Source organism: Actinoplanes sp. NPDC049668, from assembly GCF_044465445.1.
Classification (GTDB): Bacteria; Actinomycetota; Actinomycetes; order Mycobacteriales; family Micromonosporaceae; genus Actinoplanes.
The window spans coordinates 320,919-337,363 of sequence record NZ_JBITLR010000002.1 but is presented as its reverse complement, the minus strand read 5'-3'; the positions used below and the strand labels follow the sequence as shown (position 1 = coordinate 337,363).

General features: G+C 70.9%; 13 protein-coding genes. 9 read left to right on the top strand and 4 right to left on the bottom strand.

The window, feature by feature from the left end; translation table 11 throughout:
- Positions 1 to 48 precede the first annotated feature (48 nt).
- Both mshC and ACIBSW_RS08585 read left to right on the top strand, forming a co-directional pair.
- Positions 49 to 1,287, top strand: coding sequence for a cysteine--1-D-myo-inosityl 2-amino-2-deoxy-alpha-D-glucopyranoside ligase (gene mshC / locus ACIBSW_RS08590; protein ID WP_354725264.1), 1,239 nt, complete (start codon positions 49 to 51; stop codon positions 1,285 to 1,287).
- A gap of 127 nt (positions 1,288 to 1,414) precedes the next feature.
- Positions 1,415 to 3,016 carry a hypothetical protein gene (locus ACIBSW_RS08585; RefSeq protein WP_354725266.1) on the top strand — a complete coding sequence of 534 codons (1,602 nt, stop codon included), beginning with the start codon at positions 1,415 to 1,417 and terminating at the stop codon, positions 3,014 to 3,016.
- Here ACIBSW_RS08585 and ACIBSW_RS08580 read toward each other — a convergent pair.
- Positions 3,003 to 3,794, bottom strand: a complete 792-nt coding sequence (locus tag ACIBSW_RS08580) for a GntR family transcriptional regulator (protein WP_354725268.1) — start codon at positions 3,792 to 3,794, stop codon at positions 3,003 to 3,005. The genes ACIBSW_RS08585 and ACIBSW_RS08580 overlap by 14 nt on opposite strands.
- Before the next feature lie 113 nt (positions 3,795 to 3,907).
- Here ACIBSW_RS08580 and ACIBSW_RS08575 point away from each other — a divergent pair, with 113 nt between their 5' ends.
- Positions 3,908 to 4,711 carry a class I SAM-dependent methyltransferase gene (locus tag ACIBSW_RS08575; RefSeq protein ID WP_354725270.1) on the top strand — a complete coding sequence of 268 codons (804 nt, stop codon included), beginning with the start codon at positions 3,908 to 3,910 and terminating at the stop codon, positions 4,709 to 4,711.
- Between the two features lie 38 nt (positions 4,712 to 4,749).
- The gene (locus ACIBSW_RS08570) at positions 4,750 to 5,097 is read left to right on the top strand and encodes a hypothetical protein (protein WP_354725272.1); all 348 of its coding nucleotides are present in this window, start codon (positions 4,750 to 4,752) and stop codon (positions 5,095 to 5,097) included.
- Positions 5,098 to 5,101: 4 nt separating this feature from the next.
- On the opposite strand, the gene ACIBSW_RS08565 is transcribed toward ACIBSW_RS08570, so the two are convergent.
- On the bottom strand, positions 5,102 to 5,992 hold the full coding sequence (locus ACIBSW_RS08565) for a TetR/AcrR family transcriptional regulator C-terminal domain-containing protein (protein ID WP_354725274.1): 891 nt from the start codon (positions 5,990 to 5,992) through the stop codon (positions 5,102 to 5,104).
- Between the two features lie 109 nt (positions 5,993 to 6,101).
- Between ACIBSW_RS08565 and ACIBSW_RS08560 the strand changes: the two genes are divergently transcribed.
- Both ACIBSW_RS08560 and ACIBSW_RS08555 read left to right on the top strand, forming a co-directional pair.
- Positions 6,102 to 6,857, top strand: coding sequence for an ABC transporter ATP-binding protein (locus ACIBSW_RS08560; RefSeq protein WP_354725276.1), 756 nt, complete (start codon positions 6,102 to 6,104; stop codon positions 6,855 to 6,857).
- The gene (locus ACIBSW_RS08555) at positions 6,854 to 8,170 is read left to right on the top strand and encodes an ABC transporter permease (protein WP_354725278.1); all 1,317 of its coding nucleotides are present in this window, start codon (positions 6,854 to 6,856) and stop codon (positions 8,168 to 8,170) included. Before ACIBSW_RS08560 ends, ACIBSW_RS08555 begins: the two co-directional genes overlap by 4 nt.
- Positions 8,171 to 8,229: 59 nt before the next feature.
- On the opposite strand, the gene ACIBSW_RS08550 is transcribed toward ACIBSW_RS08555, so the two are convergent.
- On the bottom strand, positions 8,230 to 9,099 hold the full coding sequence (locus tag ACIBSW_RS08550) for a PAC2 family protein (RefSeq protein ID WP_184993294.1): 870 nt from the start codon (positions 9,097 to 9,099) through the stop codon (positions 8,230 to 8,232).
- A 167-nt stretch (positions 9,100 to 9,266) separates the two neighbouring features.
- Here ACIBSW_RS08550 and metH point away from each other — a divergent pair, with 167 nt between their 5' ends.
- The 3 genes from metH to ACIBSW_RS08535 all read left to right on the top strand — a co-directional run bounded on the left by metH (position 9,267) and on the right by ACIBSW_RS08535 (position 15,218).
- On the top strand, positions 9,267 to 12,788 hold the full coding sequence (metH, locus tag ACIBSW_RS08545; RefSeq protein WP_354725281.1) for a methionine synthase: 3,522 nt from the start codon (positions 9,267 to 9,269) through the stop codon (positions 12,786 to 12,788).
- A gap of 533 nt (positions 12,789 to 13,321) precedes the next feature.
- Entirely contained in the window at positions 13,322 to 14,293 is a 972-nt protein-coding gene (locus tag ACIBSW_RS08540) for a tetratricopeptide repeat protein (RefSeq protein ID WP_404799277.1), read from the top strand.
- 691 nt (positions 14,294 to 14,984) lie between these two features.
- Positions 14,985 to 15,218, top strand: a complete 234-nt coding sequence (locus ACIBSW_RS08535) for a hypothetical protein (protein ID WP_354722445.1) — start codon at positions 14,985 to 14,987, stop codon at positions 15,216 to 15,218.
- Positions 15,219 to 15,523: 305 nt separating this feature from the next.
- On the opposite strand, the gene ACIBSW_RS08530 is transcribed toward ACIBSW_RS08535, so the two are convergent.
- Positions 15,524 to 16,027, bottom strand: a complete 504-nt coding sequence (locus ACIBSW_RS08530; protein WP_354722444.1) for a hypothetical protein — start codon at positions 16,025 to 16,027, stop codon at positions 15,524 to 15,526.
- Positions 16,028 to 16,445 lie beyond the last annotated feature (418 nt).

Sequence of the window (16,445 nt, the reverse complement as noted above, 5' to 3'; positions counted from 1 at the left end):
ACTCACGCGGCGCGCTTTCTGTCAGCGGGCATCGCTAGTCTTTTGACCATGGACGCATGGACGGGGCACGAGGTGCCGACCCTGCCGGGGACCGCGACGCCGCCGGCGCTGTACGACTCGGCCCGCCGGTCGGTGCTGCCCACCACGCCGGGCGCGACCGCGACGATGTACGTGTGCGGCATCACGCCCTACGACGCCACCCACCTCGGCCATGCCGCCACGATGATCACCTTCGACCTGGTGCAGCGGGCCTGGCGCGACGCCGGCCTCGACGTGACCTACGTGCAGAACGTCACCGACATCGACGACCCGCTGCTCGAGCGCGCGGCCCGCGACGGCGAGGACTGGGTGGTCCTGGCGATGCGCGAGACGGCCCTGTTCCGCGAGGACATGGAGGCGCTGCGGATGATCCCGCCGGCGCACTACGTCGGCGCCGTCGAGTCCATCCCGGCGATCGCCGAGCACGTGCGCGAGCTCCTCGACGACGGCGCGGCCTACCGGCTCACCGACGGCACCGGTGACATCTACTTCGCGATCTCGTCCGTGCCGTCGTTCGGCTACGAGTCCGGCCTGCCCCGCGAGGAGATGCTGGTCCTGTCCGCGGAGCGCGGCGGCGACCCCGAGCGGCCCGGCAAGCGCGACCCGCTCGACCCGCTGCTGTGGCGCGGCGCCCGCGACGGCGAGCCGGCCTGGGACGGCGGCGACCTCGGCCCGGGCCGCCCCGGCTGGCACATCGAGTGCGCGACCATCGCGATCGGCCTGCTCGGCGACACCATCGACGTGCAGGGCGGCGGCAACGACCTGATCTACCCGCACCACGAGTGCTCGGCGGCGCACGCCGAGCTGCTCACCGGCGCGGCGCCGTTCGCCCGCCACTACGTGCACGCCGGCATGATCGGCCTGGACGGCGCGAAGATGTCGAAGTCCAAGGGCAACCTGGTCTTCGTCTCCCGCCTGCGCGCCGACGGCATCGACCCGATGGCGGTCCGGCTGGGCCTGCTCGCCGACCACTACCGCGCCGACCGCGACTGGACCGACGACGTGCTCAAGGCCGGCCAGCAGCGCCTGGCCCGCTGGCGCGAGGCGGCGGCGGTGCCGGCCGGCCCGTCGGGCGCGGAGCTGCTCGCCGCGGTCCGCGGCGCCCTGCACGACGACCTCGACACCCCGGCCGCGCTGGCCCTGGTCGACGCCTGGTCGGAGGCGGCGCTGTCCGGACACGGCGACGACGCCGGCGCGCCGGCGCTGATGGCCAGGACCGTCGACGCGCTGCTGGGCATCCGCCTCTGAGCAACTGACGCTGACCTATCAGCCGATCTCCGGAACGGCTGACGGCTCGGTACGCTCAGGCGCCGAGTCGATCAAGAAGCGCCGATACGTGCGCCTCCTTCACAGGCCCGCCAGAAGGAGTCCCACGTTGTCTCACCTCGGTCTGACCCGCTCGATCTCCCTGCTCGCGGCGGCGGCGCTCGTGCTGAGCGCCTGCGGCTCGCCGTCGGCCGATCGGCCGGCGGCGCAGCGCCCGGTCGTCGTCGACGGCACCGTGGACCTGCCGGCGCTGCAGCAGCTGGTCGACAGTGCACGGTCGCGATCGGCGGAGCAGCAGGAGACCGAGCTGGCCCGGCTCAACAACGTCCTCGAGCGACAGCTGTGGACCGAGTCCGGCCTGGAGGCGGCGCTCGGCGGGGCCGCGGCCGCCGACGCCGCGTTCGCCGCGCACGGCCGGGCCATCACCGGCAGGGCGCGGGCGATCGGCGACAGGCCGATCGTGATGGTGCCGGCGGTCTACGCCGCCGAACCCTCGGGCCCGACCCTCGGCGAGGGCCTGTTCGGCGGCATGCTCCTGGTCTCCCTCGGCGCCGACGGTGTCGTGTCCTCCTCGAACGACCTCAAGGACGGCGAGCGCGTCTCCCCGGACCGGAGCAACAAGGAGATCAGCGCCTCGGGCAGCCGCGACCACGTCGACCTGGACATGAACCTCACCCACGAGTCGGACGGCGTGACCACCAAGCTGGTCGTGAAGGTCGGCGTCAGCCCGTGCCCCGACGCGAGCGGCCACTTCGAGGCGAAAGCCGAGATCGACGTCTCCGCGACGACGACGGGCGGCCGCACCGGTCAACGGGGCACCCTGGACGTCACGATCACCGGCGAGGTCGACGACGACGCCAAGCTGGCGTCCACCGACGCCGAGTACCGCATGCAGTACGCCGACTTCGCGAACAGCAAGGGCGGCTTCGTGGATGTCTCGGGCGCGCTGAGCGGCCCGAAGGCGGGGTCCGCGACCCTCAATCGCAGCGGCGGCACGCCGAACGCCGCCATGCAGGAGACGGCGGTCGCCGGCGGCATGCTCTACACGATGCTCATCGCGAGCACCGTCTCCAGGGCGGCGGAGAAGGGCTGGCAGTCGGGCCGTTGCGTGCTCCTCAAGCCGACCGCCTCGCCCGGGCCGCAGGGCATGAAGCCCGGCGCGACCTCGACGATCAACGCCGCGCCGCGCAGCCGGATCGACGGCGGGCCCGTCGGCGGGTCGGTCACGGCGAACCTCACCGCGGGCGGTGCCGCGGTCAAGCCCGCGGGCAGCAAGGTGAAGGCCGACGCGACCTTCGCCTACACCGCACCGGACGCCCCCGACAAGAGCGGGACGGTCTCGCTGGAGGCCAGGTCGCGCCGGGGTGTGGCCAAGGCGAGCGTCGACTTCGACACCAAGCAGGGTGCGTACGTCGCGAGCGGGGGCACCCAGGTGAAGGTGTCCGGCACCGTCCCCGACCTCGCCGCCCCGTTCGACCTGAAGGGAGCGGGCACCGGCTTCACCGTCGTCTACTCGTATTCCCCGACCTCCGACGGCGGCGGCACCTACAAGTACGCCGGCTCGGGAAGCGGCGTGACGATGAAGGGCTCGGGCACCTACCGGATCACCGGCGACGACCCGGTGCGCACCCTGACCCAGACCGGCAACGGCTGCGTGAACGTGGGTACCTGCGCCAATACCACCAACGTGATCACCCTTACGCGAGAGTGAGGCCCGGGTCCGGGTCGGGCTCGGGCACCGGCGCCGGGATCCGGTACTCCTCGGTCAGCGTGGTCATCGGCCCCGGCCAGGTCGCCTGCGCCACCTCGATCGGCTTGCGGGTCTCGTCGAAGGCCACGTGCAGCAGGTGCAGCACCGGGGTGTCCGGCCGGATCTGCAGGATCTCGGCCTCCTCGCGGCTCGGCTGCCGGGCGCTGATCGTGTCGGTCGCCGACGCGTAGCGCCGCCCGATGGCCTCCTCGGCCTCCTGGTACAGCGGCCGGCCGAACGCCTCGACGCGCTCCAGCGTGGTGCCGGTCGCGTCGGTCACCCGGAACCACGAGGCGCCGACCTCGACGGTGGCGTCGTCGGTGCGCACGATGTGCCGGCGTACCAGCATCTCGGTGCCGTCGCGTACCCCGAACGCGTCCGCGACCTCGGGCGGCGCGGCCTCGCGCCCGACGCCGGCCAGCTGCTGCCGGTAGCGGGCCGCCAGGTCCGCGTGGTAGCCGCGGTGCGCGCCGTAGCGGCCGCGGGAGAGCCGGTTGAGCCGGCGCCGGGTGCCGCGTACGTACGTGCCCGAGCCCGGCTTGGTGATCAGGATGCCCTCGACCCGGAGCTGGTCGACGGTGCGCTGCACCGTCTGCTTCGCGACGCCGAACATCTCGGCCATCGCGGGGATCGAGGGCAGCCGCTCGCCGGGGTTCCAGTCGCCGCGGCGGATCCGCTCGCGCAGCTGCGCGGCGATCTGACGGTGCGGGAACTCGGCGGCACCGGGGTTGATCGTCATGGACGTACCTCCAGACCCAGGTTCCTAGGATGACTGACGCCGGGTGCGCGACGTGACAGCGACACGCCGAAACTCGTTCGACCCGCGCGGGCGGCTCGCCGAGCATGGTGGCCATGCTGAGTCCCGAGATCCTCGAGTACTACGAGCACGGCGGCGAGCACGAGCGCCTGTCCGCCGGCACCGGCCGCCTGGAGTTCCTGCGCACGTGGGACCTGCTGACCCGGGCCCTGCCGCCGGCGCCGGCCCGGGTCCTCGACGTCGGGGGCGCCACCGGCGTCTACGCGGGCCCGCTCGCCCGGGCCGGCTACGCCGTGCACGTGATCGACCCGGTGCCCGAGCACGTGGCCGCGGCCGCCGTCCTCGACGGCGTGACCGCGACGCTCGGCGACGCCCGCGACCTGCCCGAGCCGGACGCTGGCGCCGACGCCGTGCTGCTGCTCGGCCCCCTCTACCACCTGCCGGACCGCGCCGACCGGGTAGCGGCCTGGCGCGAGGCCGCCCGCGCCGTGCGCCCGGGCGGCGTGGTCGCGGGCGCGGTGATCAGCCGGTTCGCCTCGCTGCTCGACGGCGTCGCGAAGGGCTACTTCGCCGAACCCGAGTTCGTGTCGATCGTGGAGCGCGCCCTGCGGGACGGCGTGCACCGCAACGACGGCGCGGTGCCGCGGTGGTTCACCAGCGCGTACTTCCACCACCCGGAGGAGCCGGCGGCCGAGGCCGCCGAGGCCGGGCTCACCGGGGTACGCACGGTCGCGGTCGAGGGCCCGGTCTGGATGACCGGCGCGCGGCTGACGGAGTTCCTCGCCGACCCGCGGCTGACCGGGATCATGCTCGACATGCTGCGCCGGATCGAGGACGAGCCGAGCCTGCTCGGCGCGAGCAGCCACCTGCTGACGATCGCCACCAGGGCCGCACCCTAGGCTGTCGGCACCTGATCGAGACGGAAGGAGCCCCCGGCGTGGAGGCACTGCGGTTGATCCTGAGATACGCGCACCTGATCGGCTTCGCGCTGCTGCTCGGCGGCGCGATCGTGCAGTTCGTCTCGGGCAAGTTGCGGATCAACCCGGCGATGCTGTGGGGCGCGATCATCCAGGTGGTCACCGGCCTGGCGCTGTCGGCGCCGCTGCGTGGCGGGGGCGACGACGAGCCGAGCCCGGTCAAGCTGGGCGTCAAGCTGCTGATCGCGATCATGATCTTCGTGATGGTGTTCGTGCCCCGCAAGCGCGAAGAGGTCAACCGCGGGCACTTCATCGGCATCATCGTGCTGACGCTGGTCAACGCGGCGGTCGCCACCTTCTGGCACTAGCTCATCAGGGCTCCAGCACCTCGGCGAGGCCGCTGAGCAGGCGCTGGAGCCCGAACTCGACGAGCGTGTCGAGGTCGAACTCGCGGTCGGAGGCGGCCAGGTAGCGGGCCATCATCGGCAGCCGCCCGGTCGCCAGGGCGGCCTCGAACCGCGCCTGCCGTGCCTCGATCCACTGGTCGCCGGTCATCCCGGTCTCCTGTTCGGCCTGGGCCTCGTCCTCCAGGTTCACCGCGGTGCCGCGCACGTGGTTGGCCACCATCACGGCCGAGCGGAACAGCGTGTTGGCGTCCAGCCCGTGCCCGTCCAGGGCGCGCATCGTCCACTCGGTGTGCGCCATGGCGTGCGGGGCGAGCAGCGGCCGGGTGAAGGACATCGCCTGCGCGAGCCAAGGGTGGCGCCGGTAGATGTCCCACTGCAGCCGGGCGATCGCCTCGACGCAGCGCCGCCAGCCGTCCTCCTCCGCGGTCAGCGGCGGCGGCGGGTTCACCGCGAAGATCGCGTCGGTCATGAGCAGCAGCAGCTCCTCCTTGTCGGTCACATACCGGTAGAGCGACATGGTCGGCAGGCCGATCTCGGCCGCGAGCCGGCGCATGCTCAGCGCGGCGAGGCCCTCGGCGTCCGCGATCGTCACGGCGGCGCGGACCACCCGGTCGCGGTTCGGCGCCGCGTCGGCCGGCCGGGCCGGCTCGGCCACGACCGTCCCGACGCCGGGCAGCGCCCGGACCAGACCCTGCTCGCGCAGGCTGGCGATGACCTTGGTGGCGGTCGCCATCGCGATTCCGTACCGCGCGGTGAGCTGCCGGGTCGACGCGATCCGGTCGCCGGGCGCGAGGTCGCCGGCGGCGATCCGGGCCGCGATCTCCCCGGCGATTCTCTGGTACGGCGGTACGGCCATGACTACCTCCGTGTACTAGTGCACTCGATCCTAGTGCACTAGTCGGCGCCTCTCGATAGGGGTGCTAGCACCACTCTCGCCAAACATAGTGCGCTCGTACAGTGTATTCATGACCGATGTGGTACGTCTCGAGACGCTCTACAAGACCTACGCCGACACCGGCACCGCCGTCACCGCCCTCGACGGCGTGACGGCCGCCTTCGCCGCCGGCACCTTCACCGCGGTGATGGGCCCGTCCGGCTCCGGCAAGAGCACCCTGCTGCAGTGCGCGGCGGGGCTGGACCGGCCCAGCGCCGGCCGGGTGTTCATCGACGGCGCCGAGCTGACGGCGACCGGGGACACCGCGATGACCAAGTTCCGGCGCGGCCGGGTCGGCTTCGTCTTCCAGGACTACAACCTGCTGCCGTCGCTGACCGTCGAGCAGAACGTGCTGCTGCCGCTGCGCCTCGCCGGCCGCCGCGCCGACCGGGGCCGCTGCGCCGAGGTGCTCACCCGGCTGGGCCTCGGCGACCGGCTGCACGACCTGCCCGAGCGGCTCTCCGGCGGCGAGCGGCAGCGGGTGGCCGTGGCCCGGGCCCTGGTCGCCGAGCCGGCCGTGATCTTCGCCGACGAGCCGACCGGCGCGCTCGACCTGCGCGGCGCCCGCGAGGTGCTGACCCTGCTGCGCGCGGTGGTGCACGAGCACGGCCGTACCGTCGTCATGGTCACCCACGACCCGGTCGCGGCCGCGCACGCGGACTCGGTGCTCTTCCTCGCCGACGGCCGGCTGGCCGGCGCGCTGAGCGCGCCCACCGCGGAGGCCGTCGCGGAGCGGCTGACCCACCTGGGTGACCTGGTCGCCGACCGGGCCGGGGCGACGAAATGATCGCCGTCGCCCTGCGCAACCTGCGGCACCGCCCCGGCGGCTTCGTCGCGACGTTCCTGTCCGCCTTCCTGGGCGCGACGCTGCTGATGGCGTTCGCGGCGATGCTCGACACCGCCGCGGGCGCCGACGCCGCCAGCGCGGAGTCGCTGGGCACCACGGCGAGCGTGGCCGGCGGCTGGTGCCTGGTGATCGTGGTCTTCGCGGTCACCTCGACCCTGAGCCTCGCGGTCACCCGCCGCGCGGAGCAGACGGCGCTGCTGCGCCGGGTCGGCGCGACCGGACCGCAGCTGCGCCGGATGATCGTGGGGGAGGCCGCGGCGATCGCGCTGCTCGCCGCGGCGGTGGCGGTGCCGGCCGGCCTGGTGCTGGGCCGGCTGCTGCTCGCGCTGCTGCAGGACACCGGCCAGGTCGCCGGCGAGGTCGGCTACGCGTTCGGGCCGGTCGCGCCGGCGGTGGGCTTCGGGGTGACCGTGCTGGGCGCGGTCCTCGCGGCGCTGGCCACCGCCCGGCGTACGGTGGGCTCGGCCGGGCCCAAGCGCGCCCGGCCGCGCGCCCGTCGGCTCGCGGGGGTGCTGTTCCTGCTGGTCGCGGCGAACTGCGCGACGCTGACCGTGACGCTGATGGACGGCAAGGGCATCGACGCGATGCAGACCGCGGGCCAGGCGTCGATCTGGGCGTCGATCGGCCTGGCGCTGTTCGCGCCGGAGCTGCTGCGGCTCGTCACGGTCGTGCTCGGCGCGCCGGTCCGGCTGCTCGGCGGCGTCGCGGGGGAGCTCGCCGTGCTCGGGGTGCGGCAGCGCACCCGGCAGCTGGCGGGCGCGGTCATGCCCGTCGTGCTGTTCGCCGGTATCGCCACCGGCACGGTCTACATGCAGGGCATCGAGGACGACGCCGCGGCGGGAACGATTGCGCCGGAGTACGCCCGCGACATCCAGACCCTGAACTACGTGGTGGTCGGAATGATCACGATCTTCGTGGCGATCATGCTGGTCAACACCCTGATCGCGGCGACGGCGCACCGGCGGCGGGAGTTCGCCCAACAGCGGCTGGCCGGCTCGACCCGCGGCCAGCTGACCGCGATGCTCGCGTGCGAGGCGCTCCTCGTGACGGCCACCGGGGTGCTGGCCGGCTCGGCCGCCTCGCTCTTCACGATCCTGTCGTTCGGCGCGGCCCGGGCGGACCGCGTCTGGCCCGACGCCACCCCGATCGCGTACGCGGTGATCGTCGCGGTGGCTGTCGCGCTGACGGTCCTCTCGGTGCTGGGCACGGCGCGCCGTACCGTCCGGGGCCCGGCCGTCGCGGGCCTGCGCTGACGATCCGATTCGGCCCCGCCGGTCCGCCGGCGGGGCCTTCCGCGCCTACCTCGCGCCGCCTACCAGGAGCCCGCGGTCGGTCCGGCGGAGCCGCCGCGGCGGCGCAGGTACTTCTCGAACTCGCTGGCGATCTCGTCGCCGGTCAGCGGCTTGATGCCCTCGTCGCCGACCCGTTCCTCCAGCTCGCGGACGTAGTCGCCGAGCTCGGAGTCCTGTTCGGCGGCGGCACGGACCCGCTTCTCCCACTCGTCGGCCTCCTCGGCGAGGTCGGCCAGGGGCACCGGCAGGTCGAGGACGTCCTCGAGCCGGCTCAGCAGCGCGAGCGTCGCCTTCGGACACGGCGGGTTGTTCGCGTAGTGCGGTACGTGCACCCAGAACGAGAGGGCGTCGACGTCGGCGCGCCCGGCGGCCTCCTGCAGCACGCCGACTATGCCGGTCGGGCCGTCGTAGCGGGTCGGTACGACCTTGTACCGCTCGGCGACCTCCTTCTCCGACGCGGTGCCGCTGATCGGCAGCGGCCGCGTGTACGGCACGTCGGCGAGCAGGGCTCCCAGCAGCACGATCCGGTTGACCTCGAGGCTGTGGCACACCTCGAGGATCTGCTCGCAGAACGTGCGCCAGCGCATGCTCGGCTCGATCCCGCGGATCAGCACCACGTCGCGCTCGGTGCCGGGCGGGCTCGCCACGCTGAACCGGGTGGTCGGCCACTCGATCTTGCGGGCCTCGCCCTCGGCCATGGTGATGGTCGGCCTGCTGACCTGGAAGTCGTAGAACTCCTCCGGGTCGACGGTGGTGATCTCGCGGGCCTGCCACACCTGCTCGAGGTGCTCCACCGCGGCCGTCGACGCGTCGGCCGCGTCGTTCCACCCTTCGAAGGCGGCGATCGCCACGGGAGAGCGCAGCAGGGGAAGACCGTCGAACTCTGTCACGGTGCCAACCTTTCGTACCTCACGTACGCAAAGCCTACGTGCATGGCTGACATCGCACCCGGGGGCCGCGCCGTCGCGGGGCTTTGCGTGGAGAGCCCGGTCACAGAGTGTCCACCTGACGGACGCCGTTCTTCGGTACGGACGGCGTCTGCCATTAGCCTTGTCGGGTGCCGAATTCCTTCCTCGCCGCGCTGGCCGATCGCATCCTCGTCGCTGACGGGGCGATGGGCACGATGCTGCAGGCCGCAGACCTTGAGGTGGACTCCGACTTCCAGGGCCTCGAGGGCTGCAACGAGATCCTGAACGTGACCCGGCCCGACGTGGTCCGCGGCGTGCACGAGGCGTACCTGGCCGCCGGCGCCGACTGCGTCGAGACGAACACCTTCGGGGCAAACCTCGGTAACCTGGGCGACTACGACATCCAGCACAGAATTCGCGAACTCTCCGAGGCCGGCGCCCGGGTCGCCCGCGCGGCGGCCGACGCCTTCTCGACCCCGGAGCAGCCCCGCTACGTCCTCGGCTCGGTCGGTCCCGGCACCAAGCTGCCGACGCTGGGCCACACGCACTACACGACGCTGCGCGACGCGTACCACGAGAACGCGGCCGGGCTGATCCTCGGCGGCGCCGACGCGCTGATCATCGAGACCTGCCAGGACCTGCTGCAGACCAAGTCCGCGGTGGTCGGCGCGCGCCGGGCGATGGCCGAGACCGGGCGCGAGCTGCCGATCATCTGCCACGTGACCGTGGAGACCACCGGCACGATGCTGCTGGGCAGCGAGATCGGCGCGGCGCTGACCGCGCTCGAGCCGCTCGGCATCGACCTCATCGGACTGAACTGTGCCACCGGACCCGCCGAGATGACCGAGCACCTGCGCTACCTGTCGCAGTCGGCGGGCATCCCGATCTCGGTCATGCCCAACGCGGGCCTGCCGGTCCTGGCCGCGGGCGGCGCCTACTACCCGCTCACCCCGGACGAGCTCGCCGAGGCACTGGAGCGCTTCGTCCGCGAGTACGGCGTCTCGCTGGTCGGCGGCTGCTGCGGCACCACGCCCGCGCACATCGAGGCGGTCGTCGAACGGGTCCGCGGCCTGCGCGCGGCGCCGCGTACCGTCGCGCACCCGCCGGCCGCCGCCTCGATCTACCACGAGGTGCCGTTCCGGCAGGACGCCGGCGTGCTGATGGTCGGCGAGCGGACCAACGCGAACGGCTCCAAGGCGTTCCGCGAGCCGATGCTGGCCGGCGACTGGCAGGCCTGCGTCGAGATCGCCCGCAGCCAGGCCCGCGACGGCTCCCACCTGCTGGACCTCTGCGTCGACTACGTGGGCCGCGACGGCACACAGGACATGCGGGAGCTGGCCGGCCGCTTCGCCACCGCGTCCACCCTGCCGATCATGCTCGACTCGACCGAGCCGCAGGTCGTCGAGGCCGGCCTGGAGATGCTCGGCGGCCGCTGCGTGGTCAACTCGGTCAACTACGAGGACGGCGACGGCCCCGGCTCCCGCTTCGCGCGGATGATGCCGATCGTCAAGGAGCACGGCGCCGCGGTGGTCGCGCTGACCATCGACGAGGAGGGCCAGGCCCGCGACGCGGACTGGAAGGTCCGGGTCGCCGCCCGGCTGATCGACGACCTCACCGGCACCTGGGGCATGAACCGCGCCGACATCCTGGTCGACTGCCTGACCTTCCCGATCGCCACCGGCCAGGAGGAGACCCGCCGCGACGGCCTGGAGACGATCGAGGCGATCCGGCGCATCACCGAGCTGTACCCGGGCGTCAACTTCACCCTCGGCGTCTCGAACATCTCCTTCGGCCTCAACCCGGCCGCCCGCCAGGTGCTCAACTCGGTCTTCCTGCACGAGTGCGTGCTGGCCGGCCTGACCAGCGCGATCGTGCACGCCAGCAAGATCCTGCCGATGTCCAAGATCCCGGACGAGCAGCGCCAGGTCGCCCTCGACATGGTGTACGACCGGCGCCGCGAGGGCTACGACCCGCTGCAGAAGTTCCTGGAGCTGTTCGAGGGCGTCGACGTGAAGTCGGCCCGCGAGTCCCGCGCGCAGGAGCTGGCGTCCCTGCCCCTGGACGAGCGCCTCAAGCGCCGCGTCATCGACGGCGAGCGCAACGGCCTCGAGGACGACCTCCTCGAGGCGCTGCAGACCTCCTCGGCGCTCGCGATCGTCAACGACGTGCTGCTGGACGGCATGAAGACCGTCGGCGAGCTGTTCGGCTCGGGCCAGATGCAGCTGCCGTTCGTGCTCCAGTCCGCCGAGGTGATGAAGGCGGCGGTGGCGTTCCTCGAGCCGCACATGGAGAAGAACGAGGACGAGGACGGCAAGGGCCGCATCGTGCTCGCCACGGTCAAGGGCGACGTGCACGACATCGGCAAGAACCTGGTCGACATCATCCTGAGCAACAACGGCTACGAGGTCGTCAACATCGGCATCAAACAGCCGATCAACGCCATCATCGACGCGGCCGAACAGCACCAGGCCGACGCGATCGGCATGTCCGGCCTGCTGGTCAAGAGCACGGTCGTGATGAAGGAGAACCTGCTCGAGATGGCGTCCCGCGGCGTGGCCGGCCGGTTCCCGGTCATGCTGGGCGGCGCCGCGCTCACCCGCGCGTACGTCGAGGACGACCTGCGCGCCCAGTACGACGGCGAGGTCCACTACGCCCGCGACGCCTTCGAGGGCCTGTCCCTGATGGACCGCGTGATGACCGCCAAGCGCGGCGGCGCCCCGGTCGTCGACCCCGAACGCGAGGCCGCACTCGCCGCCCGCCGCGCCCGCCGCGAGAAGCAACGCGCGATGGTCACGGAGAACCTGCCGCCACTGGACGACACCTCGGTCCGCTCGGACGTCTCCCCGTCCGCCGACGTGCCCACCCCACCGTTCTTCGGCACCCGCGTCATCAAGGGCATCCCGCTCGCCGACTACGCGTCGATGCTGGACGAGCGGGCGACGTTCCTCGGCCAGTGGGGCCTCAAGGCGGCCCGCGGCGGCAGCGGCCCCTCCTACGACGAACTCGTGGAGACGGAGGGCCGCCCCCGCCTGCGCTACTGGCTGGACCGCCTGGCCGCCGACCACACCCTCGAGGCGGCGGTGGTCTACGGCTACTTCCCGGCGTACTCGGAAGGCAACACCCTGGTGGTGCTGGACGAGAACGGCACGTCGGAGCGCGCCCGCTTCACGTTCCCCCGCCAGCGCCAGGAGCGCCGCCTGTGCCTGGCCGACTTCTTCAAGCCCCGCGAGGCCGGCAAGCTGGACGTGGTCGCCCTGCAGCTGGTGACGGTCGGCCAGCCGATCAGCGAGTACACGGCGAAGATGTTCGCCCGCAACGAGTACCGCGACTACCTGGAGGTACACGGCCTGTCGGTGCAGCTGACCGAGGCCCTGGCGGAGTACTGGCACCGCCGGATCCGCACCGAACTGACCTTGCCGGACGGCACGACGATCGGCACCGGCGACCCGGCCGACCTGGCGGGCATCCTGAGAAACGACTACCGCGGCTGCCGGTACGCGTTCGGCTACCCGGCCTGCCCGGACCTGGAGGACCGCGCCAAGGTCGTCGACCTACTGGACGCCGCCCGCATCGGCGTGACCCTGTCCGAGGAGTTCCAACTGGAACCGGAACAGTCCACCGACGCCATCATCGTCCACCACCCAGACGCCAACTACTTCAACGCCAAGTAGTCGACGCACCAGCCCTGACCTGCGGTTTAACACCCCTGAGGGGCCTCATATCCAAGATCATGCCGTCTCCATGCCGTCTAGCGTCGGCGTGGTCTGCAGCAGGTCATCGGCGAACGCCGTGTCGATGACCCGCCGGGTACGGTCCTCGCTGGATCTGGCTGCAGGGCGGCTGGACTCATCGCTTTGGTGGGTGGTGCTGTCGATTGGCCGGTGTGGTCGCGGGTGTCAGACCATGGTCGTTGGGGTCGACCGGGTCGGTGTCGGTCGTACAGTGCTCGCCGTTGTGGAGGGCTTTCGGCTGCTGGGCCCGGGGGAGGTGTGACTGGGTGCCGGAGATCGCAGGTGCGGGCAGGGAGGTGCCGGGTTGATGGGTAGCCCACGCTTGGCGGCCGACGGTGGCAAGCCTGGCGGGAGCCACTGGTTCGCGATGAGTCGGCGGTCTCGGTCGTCCGATGGGTGGAGGTGCATCGGCTGGCGGCCGTCGGCCGGGAGGCCGCGATCGCCCGTGATGTCGGGGGCCGAGTGGCGGAGGTGTGGCTGCCCAGGTCCCGGTTCGCGACGTGGCGGCTATAGCGACCGCGACCCTGACGCTCGGCCCGGATGCTGGCTCCTTGTACCACCTGGGCTGGGCCCAATCCTCCACCGGGCGGCCCGGGCAGGCTTTGGCCAACTACGAGCAGGCGCTGCACCGGTTCCGGGAGGCAGGCGACCGCGGGTACGAGGCCGCCACCGTCGCCAACATCGGCGCTGTGTACAACGGGCTCGGGAATCGGCAGCGGGCCCTGGACTACTTCCAGCAGGCCCTGCCTCTTCGGCGGGAGGTCGGCGACCGCGCCGGTGAGGCCGCCACCCTCCACAACCTCGGCGCCGTGTACGACAACCTCGGGGACCGGCAGCGGGCCCTGGACTACTACCAGCAGGCCCTGCCTCTTCGGCGGGAGGTCGGCGACCGCGCCGGTGAGGCCGCCACCCTCCACAACCTCGGCGCCGTGTACGACAACCTCGGGGACCGGCAGCGGGCCCTGGACTACTACCAGCAGGCCCTGCCCCTCCGGCGGGAGGTCGGCGACCGCGCCGGCGAAGCCACCACCCTCACCAACATGGGCCTCGTGTACGACAACCTCGGGGACCGGCAGCGGGCCCTGGACTACTACCAGCAGGCCCTGCCCATCACACGGGACGTCGGTGACCGCGCCGTCGAAGCCACCACCCTCAACAACATCGGCCTCGTGTACGACGGGCTCGGGGACCGGCAGCAGGCCCTGGACTACTACCAGCAGGCCCTGCCCCTCCTCCAGGAGGTCGGCTACCGCGCTGGCGAAGCCGTCACCCGGTACAACGTCGCGATGATCCACCGCGCGGAACGGAACCTCGACCAGGCAGTCGACGAGCTTGAAATAGTCGTCGACCTCGACCGCCAAGTCGGCCACCCAGACCTCGAATCCGACACCGCCATGCTCGAACAGGTACGCCAAGAACGAGCAAGAGGTCGGAGAGCGACCTGACCACTCGATCAATCGGCATGGGCGCTCCGAATCGCAAGATTGAACACAGTTCTGCCGCCGATAAGGCGCGTTTGGCCGTCGCACATCACGTGGCGGACGACTGTCGCACATCGGTCGACGGAGGACACGGATAGCAGGTCGAATCTTGTGATGAGTTTCTTTACGGGTTCAAGGCGGCCCTGACGGGCCGCTCGCGCCGCCCAAGCCGGGCCGGGCTAGAGACCCGCCGCTCGGGGCCCCGCGCCCGGGCGCTTCGCTGGGCGCACCCCGGCGGTTCCAGCCCGGCCGCAGGCGCGACACATACAGATAAGCCCGGAACTGCCGAGACACTCCTGGCAGTCCCGGGCTTACTCGTTGCGCTGACACAGCGCAAACAGCGTGCCTCCGGCGGGGCGCTCGGGCACTCTGGGATCGTGGATGCCATCCCACCGGCCTTCGTCCAGGCGAAGCCGAGCAGACAGGGCCTGCCTGGTCAAGGTCGGTCAGACGTAGGGTGCTCCACCTTGCCCAGGCAGGCCCTGTCCGCCCCACGGTGTGTGGACGAAGGCCGATGGGATGGCGGGCGGCGAACGGTCGGTAACGAGCTTTCGCTGAGGCACGGGGCGACGTGAGTCGAGAGACCTATCCCGGACAGCCCAAATCACGGCGAGGCATGTGGGGTTTTGCGACCGGCTTCCTACCCCATGCCGGGGTGGTGATCGCACTCATGTGGGTCTTTGCGAAAGAGGATGAGTGGTCCCAACCGGTCAGGGAATCCGTGTTCTTGGCCATGCTCCTGGGGATGTTCCTAGTGATGATGGAGGTGGTGATCGCTGCGATTCTTGCCGCAGTCCGCGACACCCGGCCGTTTGGCATCGGGATGTTGCTCGGTACGGTGATCGGCATTTTCCTCGACATCGCCATTTGGGGCCACCTAGGCAAGTAATTCATGTGGGCGGCAACCGGTGAGATTAAGCGCATGTCGCCGTGCCCGATCCGTGCCCGATGCGGAGGTCATCGCCGGTCAACAGAGGTCACCATCGGACACCGCGTTCAGGGGCCTGACCTGCATGGGTACGAGGTAGGGCCAACGTCGATCATGGACCACAGGCAATTCCTAAACCGTGTGCCGGCCGACCAGCCATTATCGGCGTTGAGGACCCCGAGTCGCGACTACAGCGCTGGTCCCAGCGGTGGCAGCCCGGCGGTGGACACTAAGATCAGTCAGCTGCGGGCCCGGCTACAGGCGCCTCAGCACTCGGCCAGATCCACCCTCTCGCTACGGCGCACGGTACGGCGCTCAACGTTCTCGGCGCCTGGCGGAAGACTCCCTGCGAACGCCTGTCCCGCGCCGACACCTGTTTCGCCCACTCCGTTAAGACTAAGCAGGAAGCGCGTCATTTCGTCAGAGACGTAGAATACTTCCAGAATGTACGATTGTCCTGTCGCGGAGTCTCCGCCGATGTTGGAAGTCATCGAGAACCCGTCACCCTTGGTTCGGATCGTGCGGTTGAAGTAATACCGATTTGCAGTGGAATGGTGCGCTTCCATGATCGACATGCCGTCCCGGTGGGGAGCAGAACCATGCAGAGTCAAGCAGTGCGGAACAATCTCGTTGTCTTGCAATTCGATTTCGATTTCATTATTTGGCCAGAAAAAGTGATATGCAGTCGCACCTGCTAATAGTAATCCAACCACCGAGGCTGTGAAGTTGATCCGCCGATCGATGCGGCCGATCCATTGTTTAAGTGCCAAGGCCGGAGCCCTTTCGGAGGTAGACGAGTGGCGATGCAAGCCATGCGAACACAACGAGTAGGGGGGCAGAAGGTGACGTTGCCTGAGAGGGCCGCTTGACCCCGGGCGCGTCCGAGTGTGATCGCGATTGGTCTGGAACCTGCCGACCGTTCAACCGCTCCGGCCGCTGAGCGTGATCGACCAGGACTGATCACATGCCTGCTACGTGCCCGCGACAAGGGTCATCCGGCCACAGAGGTAAACGGCGGATAGTACGGACGAGCCGCGACCACGAGCTGCGCGAACGCAAGGTCAGGTGTTCGCGGTTCCCACCTGCCCGCCAACTCCTGATCCGCGTTACGGGGGACTCGATGCCGAACCCCCAAGACCATGCCGTCTCCATGTCGTGCGAGGTAGACCGGGGGTGACCAACGTTGAC

Coding starts and splice junctions, on each gene's coding strand:
- ACIBSW_RS08560 (WP_354725276.1), top strand. CDS start 6,102: ATGACCGATGTGGTACGTCTCGAGACGCTCTACAAGACCTACGCCGAC.
- ACIBSW_RS08580 (WP_354725268.1), bottom strand. CDS start 3,794: ATGACGATCAACCCCGGTGCCGCCGAGTTCCCGCACCGTCAGATCGCC.
- ACIBSW_RS08555 (WP_354725278.1), top strand. CDS start 6,854: ATGATCGCCGTCGCCCTGCGCAACCTGCGGCACCGCCCCGGCGGCTTC.
- ACIBSW_RS08565 (WP_354725274.1), bottom strand. CDS start 5,992: ATGGCCGTACCGCCGTACCAGAGAATCGCCGGGGAGATCGCGGCCCGG.
- ACIBSW_RS08575 (WP_354725270.1), top strand. CDS start 3,908: ATGCTGAGTCCCGAGATCCTCGAGTACTACGAGCACGGCGGCGAGCAC.
- mshC (WP_354725264.1), top strand. CDS start 49: ATGGACGCATGGACGGGGCACGAGGTGCCGACCCTGCCGGGGACCGCG.